The organism is Aurantimonas sp. DM33-3 (assembly GCF_014334315.1).
GTDB lineage: Bacteria > Pseudomonadota > Alphaproteobacteria > Rhizobiales > Rhizobiaceae > Aurantimonas > Aurantimonas coralicida.
The window spans coordinates 146,948-163,381 of record NZ_JACSGS010000004.1; the positions used below are offsets into that span (position 1 = coordinate 146,948).

Annotated in this window: 14 protein-coding genes and 1 other RNA gene; 14 read left to right on the forward strand and 1 reads right to left on the reverse strand. The window is 68.4% G+C overall.

The genetic code is table 11. The features are described 5' to 3' along the window. Positions 1-142: 142 nt before the first annotated feature. On the reverse strand, positions 143-571 hold the full coding sequence (locus H9Q09_RS07680; RefSeq protein WP_187390546.1) for a VOC family protein: 429 nt from the start codon (positions 569-571) through the stop codon (positions 143-145). Between the two features lie 60 nt (positions 572-631). Between H9Q09_RS07680 and H9Q09_RS07685 the strand changes: the two genes are divergently transcribed. From H9Q09_RS07685 to murB, 14 genes are all read left to right on the forward strand, one after another. After that, positions 632-1,351 carry a winged helix-turn-helix transcriptional regulator gene (locus H9Q09_RS07685; protein ID WP_024352009.1) on the forward strand — a complete coding sequence of 240 codons (720 nt, stop codon included), beginning with the start codon at positions 632-634 and terminating at the stop codon, positions 1,349-1,351. Between the two features lie 68 nt (positions 1,352-1,419). Next, positions 1,420-1,858: RNase P RNA component class A (rnpB, locus tag H9Q09_RS07690), an RNA gene on the forward strand. Between the two features lie 523 nt (positions 1,859-2,381). Beyond that, the gene (mraZ, locus tag H9Q09_RS07695; RefSeq protein ID WP_024352008.1) at positions 2,382-2,843 is read left to right on the forward strand and encodes a division/cell wall cluster transcriptional repressor MraZ; all 462 of its coding nucleotides are present in this window, start codon (positions 2,382-2,384) and stop codon (positions 2,841-2,843) included. After that, positions 2,843-3,886 (forward strand): 16S rRNA (cytosine(1402)-N(4))-methyltransferase RsmH, encoded by a 1,044-nt coding sequence (gene rsmH, locus H9Q09_RS07700; protein ID WP_246716062.1) that lies wholly within the window; start codon positions 2,843-2,845, stop codon positions 3,884-3,886. The genes mraZ and rsmH overlap by 1 nt, the downstream gene beginning before the upstream one ends. Before the next feature lie 5 nt (positions 3,887-3,891). Next, positions 3,892-4,248, forward strand: coding sequence for a hypothetical protein (locus H9Q09_RS07705; protein ID WP_024352006.1), 357 nt, complete (start codon positions 3,892-3,894; stop codon positions 4,246-4,248). Positions 4,249-4,298: 50 nt separating this feature from the next. Further along, positions 4,299-5,984, forward strand: coding sequence for a penicillin-binding protein 2 (locus H9Q09_RS07710; protein ID WP_228239879.1), 1,686 nt, complete (start codon positions 4,299-4,301; stop codon positions 5,982-5,984). A gap of 171 nt (positions 5,985-6,155) precedes the next feature. Next, positions 6,156-7,604, forward strand: coding sequence for a UDP-N-acetylmuramoyl-L-alanyl-D-glutamate--2,6-diaminopimelate ligase (locus tag H9Q09_RS07715; RefSeq protein ID WP_187390548.1), 1,449 nt, complete (start codon positions 6,156-6,158; stop codon positions 7,602-7,604). Next, positions 7,601-9,112: a UDP-N-acetylmuramoylalanyl-D-glutamyl-2,6-diaminopimelate--D-alanyl-D-alanine ligase gene (locus tag H9Q09_RS07720; protein WP_187390549.1), complete on the forward strand. Its 1,512-nt coding sequence runs from the start codon at positions 7,601-7,603 to the stop codon at positions 9,110-9,112. The genes H9Q09_RS07715 and H9Q09_RS07720 overlap by 4 nt, the downstream gene beginning before the upstream one ends. After that, positions 9,112-10,194, forward strand: a complete 1,083-nt coding sequence (mraY, locus tag H9Q09_RS07725; protein ID WP_024352002.1) for a phospho-N-acetylmuramoyl-pentapeptide-transferase — start codon at positions 9,112-9,114, stop codon at positions 10,192-10,194. The genes H9Q09_RS07720 and mraY overlap by 1 nt, the downstream gene beginning before the upstream one ends. 3 nt (positions 10,195-10,197) lie before the next feature. Then, a complete protein-coding gene (gene murD, locus H9Q09_RS07730; RefSeq protein ID WP_187390550.1) occupies positions 10,198-11,610 on the forward strand; it encodes a UDP-N-acetylmuramoyl-L-alanine--D-glutamate ligase in 1,413 nt (470 codons plus the stop codon). A 2-nt stretch (positions 11,611-11,612) separates the two neighbouring features. Further along, entirely contained in the window at positions 11,613-12,770 is a 1,158-nt protein-coding gene (gene ftsW / locus H9Q09_RS07735) for a putative lipid II flippase FtsW (protein WP_187390551.1), read from the forward strand. Between the two features lie 103 nt (positions 12,771-12,873). Then, positions 12,874-13,980 (forward strand): undecaprenyldiphospho-muramoylpentapeptide beta-N-acetylglucosaminyltransferase, encoded by a 1,107-nt coding sequence (gene murG / locus H9Q09_RS07740; RefSeq protein ID WP_187390672.1) that lies wholly within the window; start codon positions 12,874-12,876, stop codon positions 13,978-13,980. 28 nt (positions 13,981-14,008) lie between these two features. After that, entirely contained in the window at positions 14,009-15,436 is a 1,428-nt protein-coding gene (gene murC, locus H9Q09_RS07745; RefSeq protein ID WP_187390552.1) for a UDP-N-acetylmuramate--L-alanine ligase, read from the forward strand. After that, positions 15,436-16,392 (forward strand): UDP-N-acetylmuramate dehydrogenase, encoded by a 957-nt coding sequence (gene murB, locus H9Q09_RS07750; RefSeq protein ID WP_187390553.1) that lies wholly within the window; start codon positions 15,436-15,438, stop codon positions 16,390-16,392. The genes murC and murB overlap by 1 nt, the downstream gene beginning before the upstream one ends. Positions 16,393-16,434: the final 42 nt, after the last annotated feature.

A 16,434-nucleotide genomic window follows, 5' to 3' on the forward strand; every position in this document is an offset into this window, starting at 1 on the left:
GTTGCGGGCTGTCTGCGTTGCGGCAGGGCGAGGGTCGCCGTGCCGGGGGCCGGATGGCCGCGACGGTGTCCGGTTCGCGCCGATGCCGCGGCGGGCGAGGGGCAGCGCGCCGGGCCGAGCCGGCGATCCGCCCGGCGGCGTGTCAGGCCGTCGCCATCTCGCTGTCGGCCGGAACCGCGGCCGGATCCATCCAGGAGATTTCCCAGATGTGACCGTCGGGATCCTCGAAACTGCGCATGTACATGAAGCCGTGATCCTGGCTGGGCGTCGCGTCGGCGACACCGCCGGCCGCGCCCGCCCATCCGACCACCGCATCCACCGTCTCGCGGCTGTCCACCGTCGTGCAGAGCAGCACCTCGGTGGTGGCATGCGCGTCGGCGATCGGCTTGCGGGTGAAGTCGGCGAAGCGCGCATGGGTCAGGATCATCACGTGGATGGTCTCCGAAAACACCATGCAGGCGGCCGTCTCGTTGGAGTATTGCGGATTTCGCACGGCGCCGACGGCCTCGTAGAAGGCAATGGCGCGGGGCAGGTCGGCCACGGGCAGATTGACGAATATCAGGCGGGACATGAACACCTCTCGCGATCTCGTATTTGCGATTGATGACCCATCACGTTATAAAAGACAACAATGAAGTTAGAAAAAATAACCAAGAATCCTGATACCCGCCAGCGCCGTCGTTATGAAGATGCCTGTGCCGCGGCCCACGCCATGGACCTGCTCGGCGAGCGCTGGGCGCTGCTCGTTGTGCGCGAGCTGATGTGGGGGCCGCGCCGCTTCTCCGATCTGCGGTCCGCCCTGCCGGGGCTCAGCGCCAATGTCCTCACCCAGCGACTGGAAGGGCTGGAGGCGGCCGGCGTGCTGTTGCGGCGAAAGCTGCCGCCGCCGGCGGCCTCGCAGGTCTACGAGCTCACCGAATGGGGCTATGAGTGCGAGCCGATCTTCCAAGCGCTGGGGCGCTGGGCGGTGCGCTCGCCGGCGCACGATCCGGCGATGCCGTTCAGCGCGTCTTCGCTTATGCTGTCGCTGCGCACCATGTTCGATCCCGAAAAGGCCGACGGCTTTGCCGCGCGGCTCGGCTTCGTCGTCGGCGACCAGAGCTTCCTCGCCCATGTCGCGGACGGCCGGATCGAGATCGCCGCCGAAACGCCGGATACGGCGGACGTGGTCCTGGCCGCCGAGCCGCCGGTCATCGCAGGCGCGGTCTACGGCAAGGTGCCGCTGGCGGCGCTGGAGGCCGACGGCGCGCTAACCCTCACCGGCGACCGGGCCATTGCCGAGCGCTTTGTGGCGCTGTTCGCGCTGCCGTCCAAGGCCGAGGCGAAGCTGGCCGCGACGGCACCGGAATGAGCAGGCTTCGCGCGGCCGATGACGATTAGGCGTTGACTTCGCCGGCCGTGCGGAACACGTAGCGGGCGCCAGCCGGCTGGACGGCCGCTCCCGTCACATGTCGAAAGACGGCGGGGGAGGAAAGTCCGGGCTCCACGGAGAAACGGTGCCGGATAACGTCCGGCGGGAGTGATCCCAGGGAAAGTGCCACAGAAAACAGACCGCCCCGCCTGCAGTGCGGCTTGCGCGACGAAGCGCGACGGAGCCGCAGTGCTGGCGGGGTAAGGGTGAAACGGTGGGGTAAGAGCCCACCGCGTCTCTGGCAACAGCGACGGCACGGCAAACCCCACCGGGAGCAAGACCGAATAGGAACGACGTGGTCGGTCCGTCGCAAGACGGATCGCCAGCCCTCTCCGGGCCGGTCGTTCGGGTAGGTTGCTAGAGGCGGCCCGCAAGGGTCGTCCCAGAGGAATGGTCGTCCGGCGGTCATGCCGCTGACAGAACCCGGCTTACAGGCCGGCTGGCACTTTCATTTCCCACTTCGGGCGCGTCGCCGGGATCGGCCGATCGTCCCAGTCGGCTGTCAGTCGAAGGCGTCCCGGCAGATATTTCTGTTCGGCCATGGGCTGGCGTCCCCTCGCGCCGCAAGCGCCCCGAATTCCTATGGAATTTCCGTTCCGTCAGCCGGCAGTCGGAGGTCTTGCTGCGCCTGAACTCCTGGCCGCCAAGAAACCTTGGAATGTTTGGAAAACGTCAATGTTAATAGGCCGTTAACGGCTGGGTGCTAGACCGTCTTGGAAGGCCGTGCGCCGCCTTCGTGTGGGACCATCCCATTGACGACCAAGAGTGCCCATGATATTCCATAAGCCATCATTCAGGGGCCGGTCGGGGCTCCGTTTCAGGCAGAAAACGATGCGCTTCGGGCTGTCCGGGGCGGGCAAGAGTTGCCGCAAGTCGGGCAGCGCCATGGGGATGGTGCGCCAGTCGCACGGCAGGCAGGCGGGGGCCTTGATGAGATGGGAATCTGTCGCGACGGGCAGCGCTGCGGCTGATGGACTGGTTCCTCTCCAACTACGTCAACAACATCGACTCCAAGGGTCGGGTGTCCGTGCCGGCCTCGTTCCGGCAGGTGATCGCCGCGCGTGGAATTCGCGACCTGTTCGCCATGCGCAGCCTCTCGCTGCCGGTGATGGAAGTGGGCGGGCCGGATCTGCTGGAGCGCTTCGAGCGCCAGATGGATACCCAGGATCCGTTCAGCGAGGCCTATCAGGACCTTGCGCTGTTCGCCTACGGCGACGGCGCGTATCTGAAATTCGATGCGGAGGGGCGGATCGTGGTGACGGACTTCATCCGCTCGCATACCGGCATCACGGACAAGGTCGCCTTCGTGGGAACGCGCAAATACTTCCAGCTCTGGGAGCCGGCGCGGTTCGAGGCGGCACGCAGCGAGGCACGGGCACGGCTCCTGGCGACATCGCCGGGCGGCAAGGCTTCTGCGGGAGCACCGGAATGATGGCGGGTCACGACGGGATCGACGATCCCGTGGTTGGCGGACCGGCTCGCCACATCCCGGTGCTTCTCGCAGAAGTGCTCGAGGCGCTCGCACCGAAGCCGGGCGAGATCATCGTCGACGGCACCTTCGGGGCCGGCGGCTATACGCGCGTTATCCTCGAGGCCGGCGCCGATGTCATCGCCATTGATCGCGACCCCGCGGCCATCGCGACGGCGCGTGAGCTGGCCAAGGGCTGTGACGGTCGGCTGACGCCGGTCGAGGGGCGCTTCGGCGACCTGCAGCGCATCGTCGAGACCCAGGCCGAGGCCGCCGGTGGTCGCGTCGACGGCATCGTCCTCGATGTCGGCGTCTCCTCCATGCAGCTCGACGAGGCCGAGCGCGGCTTTTCCTTCCAGAAGGACGGTCCGCTCGACATGCGCATGAGCGGCGCCGGCCCGAGCGCCGCCGATGTCGTCAACCGCCTGAAGGTCGGCGACCTTCTGCGGGTCATCGGCATTCTCGGCGAGGAAAAGCAGGCGGGCCGGGTCGCCCGGGCCATCGAGGCGCGCCGTCTCCAGCACCCCTTCACGCGGACCCTCGATCTCGCCGGCGTCATCGGCAAGGTCGTCGGGCGTGGCCCCAAGGACAAGATCGATCCGGCGACGCGCAGCTTCCAGGGGCTGCGCATCTTCGTCAATGACGAGCTCGGCGAACTCGCCCGCGCGCTGGTGGCGGCCGAGCGGGTGCTGAAGCCCGGCGGCCGGCTGGTGATCGTCAGCTTCCACTCGCTGGAAGACCGCATCGTCAAGCGCTTCCTGCGCGACCGGTCCTCGCCGCCGTCGGGCTCGCGCCATCTGCCGGACGTGGCGCCGGCCACCCGGACCTTCGAGGCGCGCAACCGCGCCGTCGGCGCGACCGATACCGAGGCGGAGCGCAATCCCCGCGCCCGCTCGGCCAAGCTGCGCGCCGGCATCCGCACCGCCGAGCCGGCCCGTCAGGACGCCGACGAGCTCGGCTTTGCCGGTCTGCCGTCGCTCGCCGATCTCCCAGATACCGGAGTTTGAGTACCATGTTGAAAACTCTCGATATCGTCCTGATTGCAGTCATGATTTCTGCGGCAGCCTGGACCTACAAGATCAAGCACGAGGCCGAGACACTGGAGACCGAGGTCGCCAAGGTCGAGCGCCGCATCGCGCTGGAGCGCGAGACGATCTCGCTTCTGGAAGCCGACTGGAGCCTGCTGGACCAACCGAACCGGCTGCAGCGCATCGCCAATGTCTTCCAGGACGAGCTGCAGCTGCAGCCCATGCGTCCCGACCAGATCGTGCGGCCCGACGAGCTGCCCCGGCGTCCGGTGAACCTCGTGCCCGAAACCGGCGGCAATCTCGGCGGCTATGCCGACAGCTCCGACACGGTGGTGCGGTGATGCGACTCCCCAATCCATTCAAGCGCAACAAGCCCGCTGCCGCCGGCACCATGCTGCCGGACTGCGACCATTTCGGCCGGCCGCGCCGCCATCGCGGCGGACCGAAGAACCGCAGCCGCTTCGTCATCGCCATGGGCTTGTTCGTCGGCATCTACGGCGTCATCGGCGGCCGCCTCGTCATGTGGGGCGTCGCGCCGACGGAAAGCGCCGCCGCCTATGGCGCCGCCGACAAGATCATGTCGGACCGCCCGGACCTCCTCGACCGCAACGGCGAGGTGCTGGCCACCGACATCAAGACCGCCTCGCTCTTCGCCGAGCCGCGCCGCATCATCGATCCCGACGAGGCGAGCGAACTGCTGCTCGGCGTCATGCCGGATCTCGACCCGAAATGGCTCTATCGCCGTCTTGCCAGCAATGCAGGCTTCGTCTGGCTGCGCCGCGAGCTGACGCCGGGCCAGCAGCAGGCCGTGCTCGACCTCGGCATCCCGGGCATCGGCTTCCGCACCGAGAAGCGGCGCTTCTATCCGGGCGGCACCACCGCGGGCTTCATTGTCGGACATACCAATGTCGACAATCAGGGCACTGCCGGCATGGAGAAATACATCGACGACCAGGGCTACCGCGCTCTGCAGGATGCGGGCCTTGCCGTCGGCACCGACCTGGAGCCGGTGAAGCTGTCGCTCGACCTGCGCGTCCAGCACATCGTGCGTGACGAACTGGCCGCCGCCATGGCCCGCTACAAGGCGATCGCCGCCGGCGGCGTCGTGCTCGACGTCCACACCGGCGAGGTCGTCGCCATGACTTCGCTGCCGGATTACGATCCGAACCAGCCGAGCCAGGCGCTGGACAAGGACCGCATGAACCGCATGTCAGCGGGCCTGTTCGAGATGGGCTCGACCTTCAAGGCCTTCACCACGGCGATGGCGCTGGATTCCGGCAAGGTGAAGATCACCGACAGCTTCGACGCGACGCGGCCGATCCGCATGGGCGGCTTCACCATTTCCGACTTCCACGGCAAGCGCCGGGTGCTCAGCGTGCCCGAGGTCTTCATCTATTCCTCGAACATCGGCAGCGCCAAGGAAGCCGAGGCCGTCGGTATCGAGGGCCACCGGGAATTCCTGACCCGCGTCGGCCTGTTGTCGCGCATGACGACCGAACTGCCCGAAGTCGCCACGCCGACCCAGCCGAAGGTCTGGAAGCAGATCAATTCGGTGACGATCTCCTTCGGTCACGGTGTGTCGACGACGCCGCTGAACACCGCGGTCGCCGCCGCCGCGCTGATGAACGGCGGCAAGCTGATCCCGCCGACCTTCCTGCCGCGCAGCCGCGCCGAGGCCGAGGCCGTCGCCACGCGGGTCCTCAGCGAGAAGACAAGCGACGAGATGCGCTATCTCTTCCGGCTGAATGTCGCCGACCAGCGCGGCTCGGGCAACAAGGCCGACGTCACCGGCTACCGCGTCGGCGGCAAGACCGGCACGGCCAACAAGGTGGTCAACGGGCGCTACTCCGACACCAAGAAGTTCAACGCCTTCCTGTCGGCCTTCCCGATGGACAATCCGCGCTATGTCGTCCTCGTCGTCATCGACGAGCCCCAGCCGGAGGATGGCCAGTATTACGCCACCGCCGGCATGAACGCCGCGCCGACCGTCGGCAACATCATCCGGCGTTCGGCGACCCTCTTGGGCGTGCGGCCCGAGTTCGGCGAAGAGGGCAAGTCGCTGCTGGTCTCCTACTAGACCGGGGATCGCCTGCGGCGGCCGGGACCGCTGCCGCAGGAAAGCCACAGCCGGACCGAAGCGTCGGGCCGCAGCGAGATGTGCGCTTCACCGGACGGGCGCTTGCCTATAGAAGACCGACGGGCCGGCGGGCTATGCGCCGGCTTTTCGGTCCAGCTCGGAACATGGTTAATGAAGCTTTCCCAACTCGCTGAGGATCTTGCCACGGGGCAGACGACGTCCGATCCGGACATCGCCGGCCTGTGCGTCGACTCGCGCGAGACCGGTGCCGGCTTCCTGTTCGCCGCTTTGGCCGGAAGCCGCGCCGACGGGGCGCGCTTCGTTGCCGACGCCGAGGCGCGCGGCGCCGCCGCGATTCTGGCCGGCGAGGGGGCCGCGATCGACACCACGCTACCGGTCCTGCGCGCCGCCGATCCGCGCCGGGCGATCGCCGCGATGGCCGCGCGCTTCCATGGCGCCCAGCCGGACCACGTCGTCGCCATCACTGGGACGGCCGGCAAGACCTCCATCGCCACCTTCACCCGCCAGATCTGGGCGCGCTGCGGCCTCGCCGCCGCCTCGGTCGGCACCACCGGTGTCGTCTCGCCAAGCCGCGACGAATACGGCTCGCTGACGACCCCCGACCCCATCGCCCTGATGCGGCTGATGGCGGAACTGGCCGGCGAGGGCGTGACCCATGCGGCCATGGAGGCGTCGAGCCACGGCATCGACCAGCGCCGACTCGACGGCGTGCGGCTGGCCGCGGCGGCCTTCAGCAATCTCGGCCACGACCATCTCGACTATCATCCGGACATCGAATCCTATTTTGCCGCCAAGATGCGGCTGTTCACGACGCTGCTGCCGAAGGGCGCCCCGGCGGTGATCTTCGCCGACGACCGCTGGTCGGGCCGCGCCATCGAGGTGGCGACGAGCGTCGGCGCGAAGGTGATGACCGTCGGTCGCGGCGGCAATTACCTGACGCTGAAGCGGCTCGAACTGGAGCGCCAGCGCCAGATCGCCGAGATCGAGGCCGAGGGCCGCATCCACCGGGTGGTGCTGCCGCTGGCCGGCGAGTTCCAGATGGCCAATGCCCTCGTCGCCGCCGGTCTCGCCATTTCGACCGGGGTTGCGACCGCCGATGCGCTGGCGGCGCTGGAGCATCTGAAGGGCGCCGCCGGACGGCTCGACCTTGCCGGCACCACGGCGGACGGCGCGCCGGTCTTCGTCGACTACGCGCACAAGCCCGAGGCGCTGGAGAACGTGCTGGCGGCCGTGCGGCCGTTCACGACGGGCCGCGTCCTCGTGGTGATCGGCTGTGGCGGCGACCGCGACCGGGCCAAGCGGCCGATGATGGGCGAGATCGCCGCGCGCCTCGCCGACATCGTCATCGTCACCGACGACAATCCCCGCTCCGAGGAGCCCGCGGCGATCCGCGCCGAGATCATGGCCGCCGCCGACGGCGCCCGCGAGATCGGCGACCGGCGCGCCGCGATCCGCGAGGCCGTGGCGAGCGCGCGCACCGGCGACACCGTGGTGATCGCCGGCAAGGGCCACGAGGTCGGCCAGACGGTCGCCGGCATCACCCATCATTTCAGCGACCATGAAGAGGTCCGCGCAGCACTCACGGAGGCGGCCCGATGAACGCAGCACTGTGGGACGTCGACGCCATGGCGGCGGCGATGCATGCCCGTCCGCTCGGCGATCTGCCGGCGACGATCTCAGGCATCTCCATCGATACGCGGACGCTGGAGGCGGGCGACGCCTTCTTCGCCATCCAGGGCGACCGCTTCGACGGCCATGATTTCCTGACCGCCGCGACCAAGGCGGGGGCGGCGCTGCATGTCGTCTCCGAGCAGAAGCTGCCGGCGCTCGGCCGGGTGCAATCGCCGCTGCTGATCGTCGACGACGTCCTGAAGGCGATGTCGCGCCTGGCGGAAGCCGCGCGGGCGCGCTCCAAGGCGACCATCGTGGCGGTGACCGGCAGCGTCGGCAAAACCACCACCAAGGAGGCCCTGCGCCATGGTCTCGCCGCCGAGGGCAAGGTCCATGCGAGCGTCGCCTCCTTCAACAATCACTGGGGCGTGCCCCTGAGCCTCGCCCGCCTGCCGCGCGACGCCCGCTTCGCCATCTTCGAGATCGGCATGAACCATCCCGGCGAGATCCGGCCGCTGGTCAAGCTGGTGCGGCCGAATCTGGCGATCATCACCCTGATCGCGCCGGCCCATCTAGGCCATTTCCGCGACCTCGACGAGATCGCCGAGGCAAAGGCCGAGATATTCGAGGGGCTGGTCAGCGACGGCACCGCCATCCTCAACGCCGACGATCCGCAATGCGGCCCGCTGGCGACCATGGCCCGCAAGGCCGGCGTCACCGAGATCCGCACCTTCGGCGAAAGTGCCGGCGCCGATTTCCGGCTCCTGTGCTTCGCGCCGACCGGCGAGCATTCGGTGATGGAGGCCGATATCGGCGGCGACACGGTGCACGTCGAACTGACCTCCCGCGGCCGCCACATGGCGCAGAACGTCCTCGCCGTCCTCGGCGCGGCGTCGCTGGCCCATGCCGACCTTCACCGGGTCGCCGACGCGCTGAAGGACTGGCGCGCCGTCAAGGGACGCGGCGGGCGCGACCTCCTGCCGATGCCGGCCGGCGGCCATGTCGAGCTGATCGACGAGAGCTACAACGCCAACCCAGCCTCAATGCGCGCCGCGCTCGACGTGCTAAGCGCCGCGCAGCCGGGCGAGGGCGGTCGCCGCATCGCCGTCCTCGGCGACATGCTGGAACTCGGCGACAAGGCCCCAAGCCTGCATGCCGGCCTGGTCGAACCCATCGAGGCGGCCGGCGTCGACCTTGTCTTCCTGGCCGGCGACGAGATGAAGGCGCTCGACGACGTGCTGGGATCGCGCGTGCGCCGCGAATGGCACGAGAATGCCGGCGAATTGCTGGACAGCCTCCTGAAGACCATGCGCACCGGCGACGTCGTCATGGTCAAGGCGTCCAAGAGCATCGGCTTCTCGCCGCTGGTCGACAGGCTCCTCGCCCTCTATCCGCCCAAGGCGGCAGCCACCGACGCGCCGGAGACCTCCTCCCGCGACGCCATGTCCCCGGCCGAACCGCCGGCGGACGATACAGACCCAGCGGGAGCCGCTTAATGATTGCCTATCTCGGCCAGTTCGGTGCCGATTTTCCGCTGTTCAACGTCTTCCGGTACATCACCTTCCGCACCGGGGCGGCGATGATTACCGGCTTCCTCGTCGTCTTTCTGTTCGGCCCCGTCGTGATCGCCAATCTGCGCGTGCGCCAAGGCCGCGGCCAGCCGATCCGCGCCGACGGACCGCAGACACATTTCAAGAAGGCCGGCACGCCGACCATGGGCGGCCTGATGATGCTGACCGGCTTCTTGACGGCGACGCTGCTGTGGGCGGACCTGCGAAATCTCTATGTCTGGACGGTGCTGCTGGTGACGCTCGGCTTCGGCTCGATCGGCTTCTACGACGACTATCTCAAGGTAACCAAGCAGAGCGACAAGGGCTTTTCCGGTAAGATGCGGTTGGCGCTGGAGTTCCTGATCGCCGGCGTCGCGGCGGTGCTGATCATCTATGCCGGCACGGGCGATTTCGCGACCTCGCTGGCGTTTCCTTTCGTCAAGGAAATCCTCCTCAATCTCGGCTGGTTCTATGTCGGCTTCGCCGCCTTCGTCGTCGTCGGCGCGGCCAATGCCGTGAACCTGACCGACGGTCTCGACGGCCTGGCGATCGTGCCGATCATGATCGCCGCCGGCGCCTTCGGCCTGATCGCCTATGTCGCCGGCAATGTGAACTTCGCCAACTACCTGCAGATCCACTATGTCGCCGGCACCGGCGAGCTGGCGCCGATCTGCGGCGCGGTGATCGGCGCGGGACTCGGCTTCCTGTGGTTTAATGCTCCGCCGGCTGCCATCTTCATGGGCGACACCGGCTCGCTGGCGCTGGGCGGCATGACCGGCACGGTTGCCGTCGCCACCAAGCACGAGATCGTCCTCGCCATCATCGGCGGCCTGTTCGTCATCGAGGCGCTGTCGGTGATCATCCAGGTCGGTTGGTTCAAGCTGACCGGGCGGCGGGTCTTCCTGATGGCGCCCATCCACCACCATTTCGAAAAGCTCGGCTGGACCGAGAGCCAGGTCGTGATCCGCTTCTGGATCATCGCCTTCATGCTAGCCTTCGTCGGCCTGTCGACCCTGAAGCTGAGGTAAGTGATGATCCCGGCGCGCGCATTCTCTGGCAAGTCGGTGGCGCTGTTCGGGCTGGGGGGCTCGGGCCGGGCGACCGCACGCGCCTTGCAGGAGGGCGGCGCCGAGGTTGCGGCATGGGACGACAACCCGGCCAGCGTCGAGGCGGCGATCGCCGAGGGCATCCCGACCGTCGATCTGGCCTCGGTGGATTGGTCGCACTTTGCCGCGCTGGTGCTGTCGCCGGGCGTGCCGCTGACCCATCCGCGGCCGCACTGGACTGTCGCTCTGGCCTATGCGGCCGACGTCGAGGTGATCGGCGACATCGAGCTGTTCTGCCGCGAGCGCCGGTCGCTGGCGCCGACGGCGCCCTTCGTCGCCATCACCGGCACTAACGGCAAGTCGACGACGACGGCGCTGATCGCCCATTGCCTCGCTCATGCCGGGCGCGACGTGCAGCTCGGCGGCAATATCGGCGTCGCGGTTATGACCCTCGCGCCGCCGGCGCCCGAGCGCCACTACGTCGTTGAGTGCTCGTCCTATCAGATCGACCTCGCGCCGACGATCGAGCCGTCGATCGGGCTGCTGCTCAACCTGACCCCGGACCATCTCGACCGCCACGGCTCGATGAGCAGCTACGCGGCGGTCAAGGCACGGCTGGTGGCGGGCTCGCAGCTTGCCATTGTCGGCGTCGACGACCCCCATTGCCGCCAGATCGCCGACGAACTGGAATCGGAAGGCCACACCGTCGTGCGGATCTCGCAGACCGACGGGCTCGATGCCGGGGTCGGCTTCGACGGCCGGGTGCTGCACCGGCGCATGGAGGGCCGCCCCGAGGCGAGCTTCGACCTGTCCGAAATCGGGTCGTTGCGCGGTCGCCACAACGGCCAGAACGCCGCTGCGGCGGTCGCCGTCTTCACCGCGCTGGGCCTGTCCGATGAGGAGATCGCCGCAGGCCTCGAGAGCTTCCCCGGGCTGGCGCACCGCATGGAAGAGGTCGGCCGGGCCGGCCCCGTGCTGTTCGTCAACGATTCCAAGGCGACCAATGCCGAGGCCGCGGCGCCGGCTCTGGCGGCCTTTCCGCGAATCCACTGGATCGCCGGCGGCCTGCCCAAAGAGGGCGGCATCGGTTCGCTGTCGCCGTTCTTCCCGCGGATCGCCAAGGCCTATCTGATCGGCAAGGCGGCGCCGTCCTTTGCCGCCACGCTTGGTAAACGAATTCCTTACGAAATTTCCGGTACGCTGGAGGTCGCGGTGGAACGCGCGGCGGCCGATGCTGCGGCGGACGCGGCAGCGCAGGGCGAGGGGGCGGAGGCGGTCGTCCTCCTGTCGCCGGCCTGTGCCAGCTTCGACCAGTTCCGCAATTTCGAGGTTCGGGGCGACGCCTTCCGCGACGCGGTACGCAAGCTGCCGGACATGGCGATGATCCGGAAGGGATGACGATGACGAGCCGGATCAAGCGTGGTGTGATCAGTGACTGGTGGTGGGGCGTCGATCGCTGGTTCCTGGCGGCGTTCCTGACGCTGCTGGTCGGCGGCCTGGTCCTGTCCTTCGCGGCCAGCCCGCCCGTCGCCGAGCGCATCGGGCTCGAGCCCTTCCACTTCGTCAAGCGGCACGCGGTCTTCCTGATCCCCTCGGCGCTGGTGATGTTCGCCTGTTCGCTGCTCAGCCCGCGGGGCGTGCGCCGCACCGCGCTTATCATGCTCGCCGTCTCCATGGCGCTGATGGTGATGGCGCTGTTCTTCGGCACCGAGATCAAGGGCGCCCGCCGCTGGATCGACCTCGGCCCGCTCAACCTGCAGCCGTCGGAATTCATGAAGCCGGCCTTCGTGGTGATCTGCGCCTGGCTGTTCGCCGAGAACCAGCGCCGCGCCGAGATCCCCGGCAATCTCTTCGCGCTGATCCTGCTGCTGGTGGCGGTGGCGCTGCTCGTCGCCCAGCCCGATCTCGGCCAGACCATCCTGGTCGCCGGCGCCTGGGGCGGGCTGTTCTTCATGGCCGGCCTGTCCTGGCTGTGGATCGCCGTTCTCGGCGGCATCGGCGCCGGCGGCGCGCTCCTGGCCTATCTCGCCTTCCCGCATGTCGCGAGCCGCATCGATCGCTTCCTCACCGGCGAGGGCGACACCTTCCAGACCGACACCGCCCGCGAGGCGATCATGCGCGGCGGCTGGCTTGGGCAGGGACCGGGCGAGGGCACCGTCAAGCGGATGCTGCCCGACAGCCACACCGACTTTGCCTTCTCCGTGCTGGCCGAGGAATTCGGCATCGTCACCTGCGCGCTGCTGGCGGCGATCTTCGCCTTCATCGTGATCCGCGGCCTGCAGGTGGCGCTGGTCCAGCGCGACGTCTTCAGCCGGCTGGCGATCGCCGGGCTCGTCCTGCTGTTCGGCCTGCAGTCGATCATCAACATGGCGGTGAACCTGCAGCTGATGCCGGCCAAGGGCATGACGCTGCCCTTCATCTCCTACGGTGGCTCGTCGATGCTGGCCGTGGCGGTCTCCGCCGGCTTCATCCTGGCGCTGACCCGCCGGCGCCCCGAGAACCGCTCGCATACCGACCGGCTTCTGGAGCGGACCTGGCAGATGCACAGCCCCGCCTGACACAGCTTCGGCCATACAAACGCCGCCGTGCCCTGAGAGGCCGTCGGAGCATGACAGCCCGTCGCGGCGCACGCTTGCGTCCGGCGGCCCGCATGGATATCGCCTGACCATGACCACGATCCTGCTTTCCGCCGGCGGCACGGGCGGCCATCTGTTTCCGGCCGAGGCGCTGGCGCACGAACTCGTCGCGCGCGGCCACGACGTCCATCTCGTCACCGACGACCGCGCCGGCCGCTTCGCCGACCGGTTTCCGGTCAAGGAGATCCACCGCGTCCGCTCGGCGACATTCGCCTCGAAGAACCCGGTCAAGGTGTTCTCGGCGCTGTGGACCCTGTGGCGTGGCTTCCGCGAGGCCGGCGCGCTGATCCGCGAAATCCGCCCGGCGGTGGTCGTCGGCTTCGGTGGCTATCCGACCGTGCCGCCGCTGATGGCAGCGCAGCGCGCCGGACGCCCCACCATGATCCACGAGCAGAACGCCGTGATGGGCCGGGCGAACAAGTTCCTGGCGCCGCGGGTCGACCGCATCGCCGCCGGCATCCCGCAGGGCAAGGCCGATCCGGCCATCGTCAGCAAGATCACCGTCACCGGCAATCCGGTGCGCCCGGCGGTGATCCTCGCGGCGCGCCAGGCCTACAGGCCGGCCGCGGCCGACGCGCCGTTCAACCTCGTCGTCTTCGGCGGCAGCCAAGGCGCCCAGTTCTTCTCGCAGGTCATGCCCGAGGCGATCGCGCATCTGCCCGAGGCGCTGCGCCGGCGGCTGGTCGTCACCCAGCAGGCGCGGGCCGAGGACGAGGAGACCGTGCGCCGCTTCTACGAAGCCGAGGGCATTCCCGCGACGGTCGCGCCGTTCTTCTCCGACATGGCCGAGCGGATCGGCGCGGCGCATCTGGTGATCAGCCGCTCCGGCGCCTCGACGGTGTCGGAGATCGCGGTGGTCGGCCGGCCGGCAATCCTCGTGCCCTATCCCTATGCGCTCGACCACGACCAGGCCGCCAATGCGGCGCGGCTGGAGGCCGAGGGCGGGGCGCTGGTCGAGCCGCAGGCGCAGCTGACGCCAGAACGCCTCGCCGGGCTGATCGCCGGCATCGCCGACGAACCGGCAAAGGCCGCGGCGATGGCCGCGGCGGCGCGTGCGGCGGGGATACCGGACGCGGCGGAGTTGCTTGCCGACCTCGTTGAGTCTATGCCGCAGGCCGTGAAACCAAGCTGAACACACATGAAATCAGGGGGATGCGGTCATGAAGATGCCGCCGAACATCGGACCGGTCCATTTCATCGGGATCGGCGGCATCGGGATGAGCGGCATCGCCGAGGTGCTGGTCAATCTCGGCTATAACGTCCAGGGCTCCGACCAGGGCGAGAACGCCAATGTCCAGCGCCTGCGCGAACTGGGCGTGAAGATCTTCGTCGGCCATTCCGCCGAGAATCTCGGCCAGGCCGAAGTCGTGGTCGTCTCCACGGCGATCAAGCGCAGCAATCCGGAGCTCGCCGCCGCCCGCGAGCGACTGCTGCCGATCGTGCGCCGCGCCGAGATGCTGGCCGAACTGATGCGCTTCCGCCATGCCATCGCCATCGGCGGCACCCATGGCAAGACGACGACCACCTCGATGGTCGCGACCCTCCTGGATGCCGGCGATCTCGACCCGACCGTGGTCAATGGCGGCATCATCAACGCCTATGGCACCAACGCCCGCATGGGCGAGGGCGAGTGGATGGTGGTCGAGGCCGACGAATCCGACGGCACATTCCTGAAGTTGCCTGCCGATATCGCCGTCGTGACCAATATCGATCCCGAGCATCTCGACCATTACGGCACCTTCGACAAGGTGCGCGAGGCGTTCTGCGCCTTCGTCGAGAACGTGCCCTTCTACGGCTTCGGCGTGATGTGCCTCGACCATCCGGAAGTGCAGGCGCTGGTCTCGCGCATCGAGGATCGCCGCATCATCACCTATGGCGAGAACCTGCAGGCCGACGTGCGCTTCGAGAATGTCAGCTTTACCGCCGGCAAGTCGCATTTCGACATCTCGATCCGCGACCGGGTGAAGGGCACGACCGAGCGCATCGACGGCCTCGTCCTGCCGATGCCGGGCCGCCACAACGTCTCCAACGCGACCGCCGCGATTGCCGTGGCGCACCGCCTGAACATCTCGGGCGACTCCATTCGCAAGGGCCTCGCTGGCTTCGGCGGCGTCAAGCGGCGCTTCACCCTGACCGGCGTCGTCGGCGAGGTCGCGATCTACGACGACTACGGCCACCATCCGGTGGAGATCCGGGCCGCGCTGTCGGCGGCGCGCTCGTCGGCCAGCGGCCGGGTCATCGCGGTGGTCCAGCCGCACCGCTACAGCCGTCTGCAGGCGTTGTTCGCCGACTTCGCCGCCTGCTTCAACGACGCCGACACGGTGATCATCGCGCCGGTCTATGCGGCCGGCGAGGAGCCGATCGACTTCGTCAGCTCCGAGATCCTGGTCGAACGGCTGAAGCTCGGCGGCCATCGCGACGCGCGCCTCATCGACGGGCCGGAAGAACTCGCCCCGCTGATCCATAATCTGGCCGAGCCCGGCGACATGGTGGTCTGCCTCGGCGCCGGCTCGATCTCGCAATGGGCCTATGCGCTGCCGAAGGATCTGGAAGCGCTGGCCGCCGGCAACGGCCGGGCCTCGGCCTGATGGCGGGTACGAATCTGCTGGCCTCCCTCGGCGGCAGGCTGGAGGCGGTCCGGGGACGGCTGACGCCGGATGCCGGCATGGACAAGATCACCTGGTTCCGCGCCGGCGGTCCGGCCGAATTGTTGTTCCAGCCGGCCGACGAGGCGGATCTGGCGACCTTCCTGGCGGCGCTGCCCGAGGAGATCCCGGTGCTGGTCGTCGGCATCGGCTCGAACCTGCTGGTGCGCGACGGCGGGGTGCCGGGCGTGGTGATCCGCCTGTCCGCCAAGGGCTTCGGCCAGGTCGAGCGGATCGGCGAGCGCACCCTGCGCGCCGGCACCGCGCTGCCCGACAAGCGGCTGGCCGCGGCGGCGCTCGAGGCGGGGCTCGGCGGCTTTCATTTCTACCACGGCATTCCCGGCGCCATCGGCGGCGCCCTGCGCATGAATGCCGGGGCCAACGGCGTCGAGACCTGCGAACGGGTCGTCGAGGTGCGGGCGCTGGATCGCAGGGGCGCCGTGCATGTCCTGACCAATGAAGAGATGGGCTACGCCTATCGCCATTCGGCGGCGTCGCGCGACCTGATCTTCACCTCGGCGGTCTTCGAGGGCTATTCGGCCGGGGAGGCCGAGATCCGCGCGAAGATGGATGAGGTCCAGCATCACCGCGAGACGGTGCAGCCGATCCGCGAGAAGACCGGCGGCTCGACCTTCAAGAACCCGGCCGGCAGTTCGGCCTGGAAGGAAGTCGACAAGGCCGGCTGCCGCGGGTTTCGCGTCGGCGGTGCGCACATGTCCGACTTGCACTGCAATTTCATGATCAACGACGCGTCGGCAACCGCCTACGACCTGGAGTGCCTCGGGGAGACGGTGCGCTCCCGGGTGCTGGAGAATTCGGGCATCCGGCTCGAATGGGAGATCAAGCGGCTCGGCCGCTTCCGCGACGGCGCCGTGGTGGAGCCGTTTCTCGGCAACTGACGCCCAAGTGCCAGTTCAGTGCGCCGCGCGGGCTTTCGATCT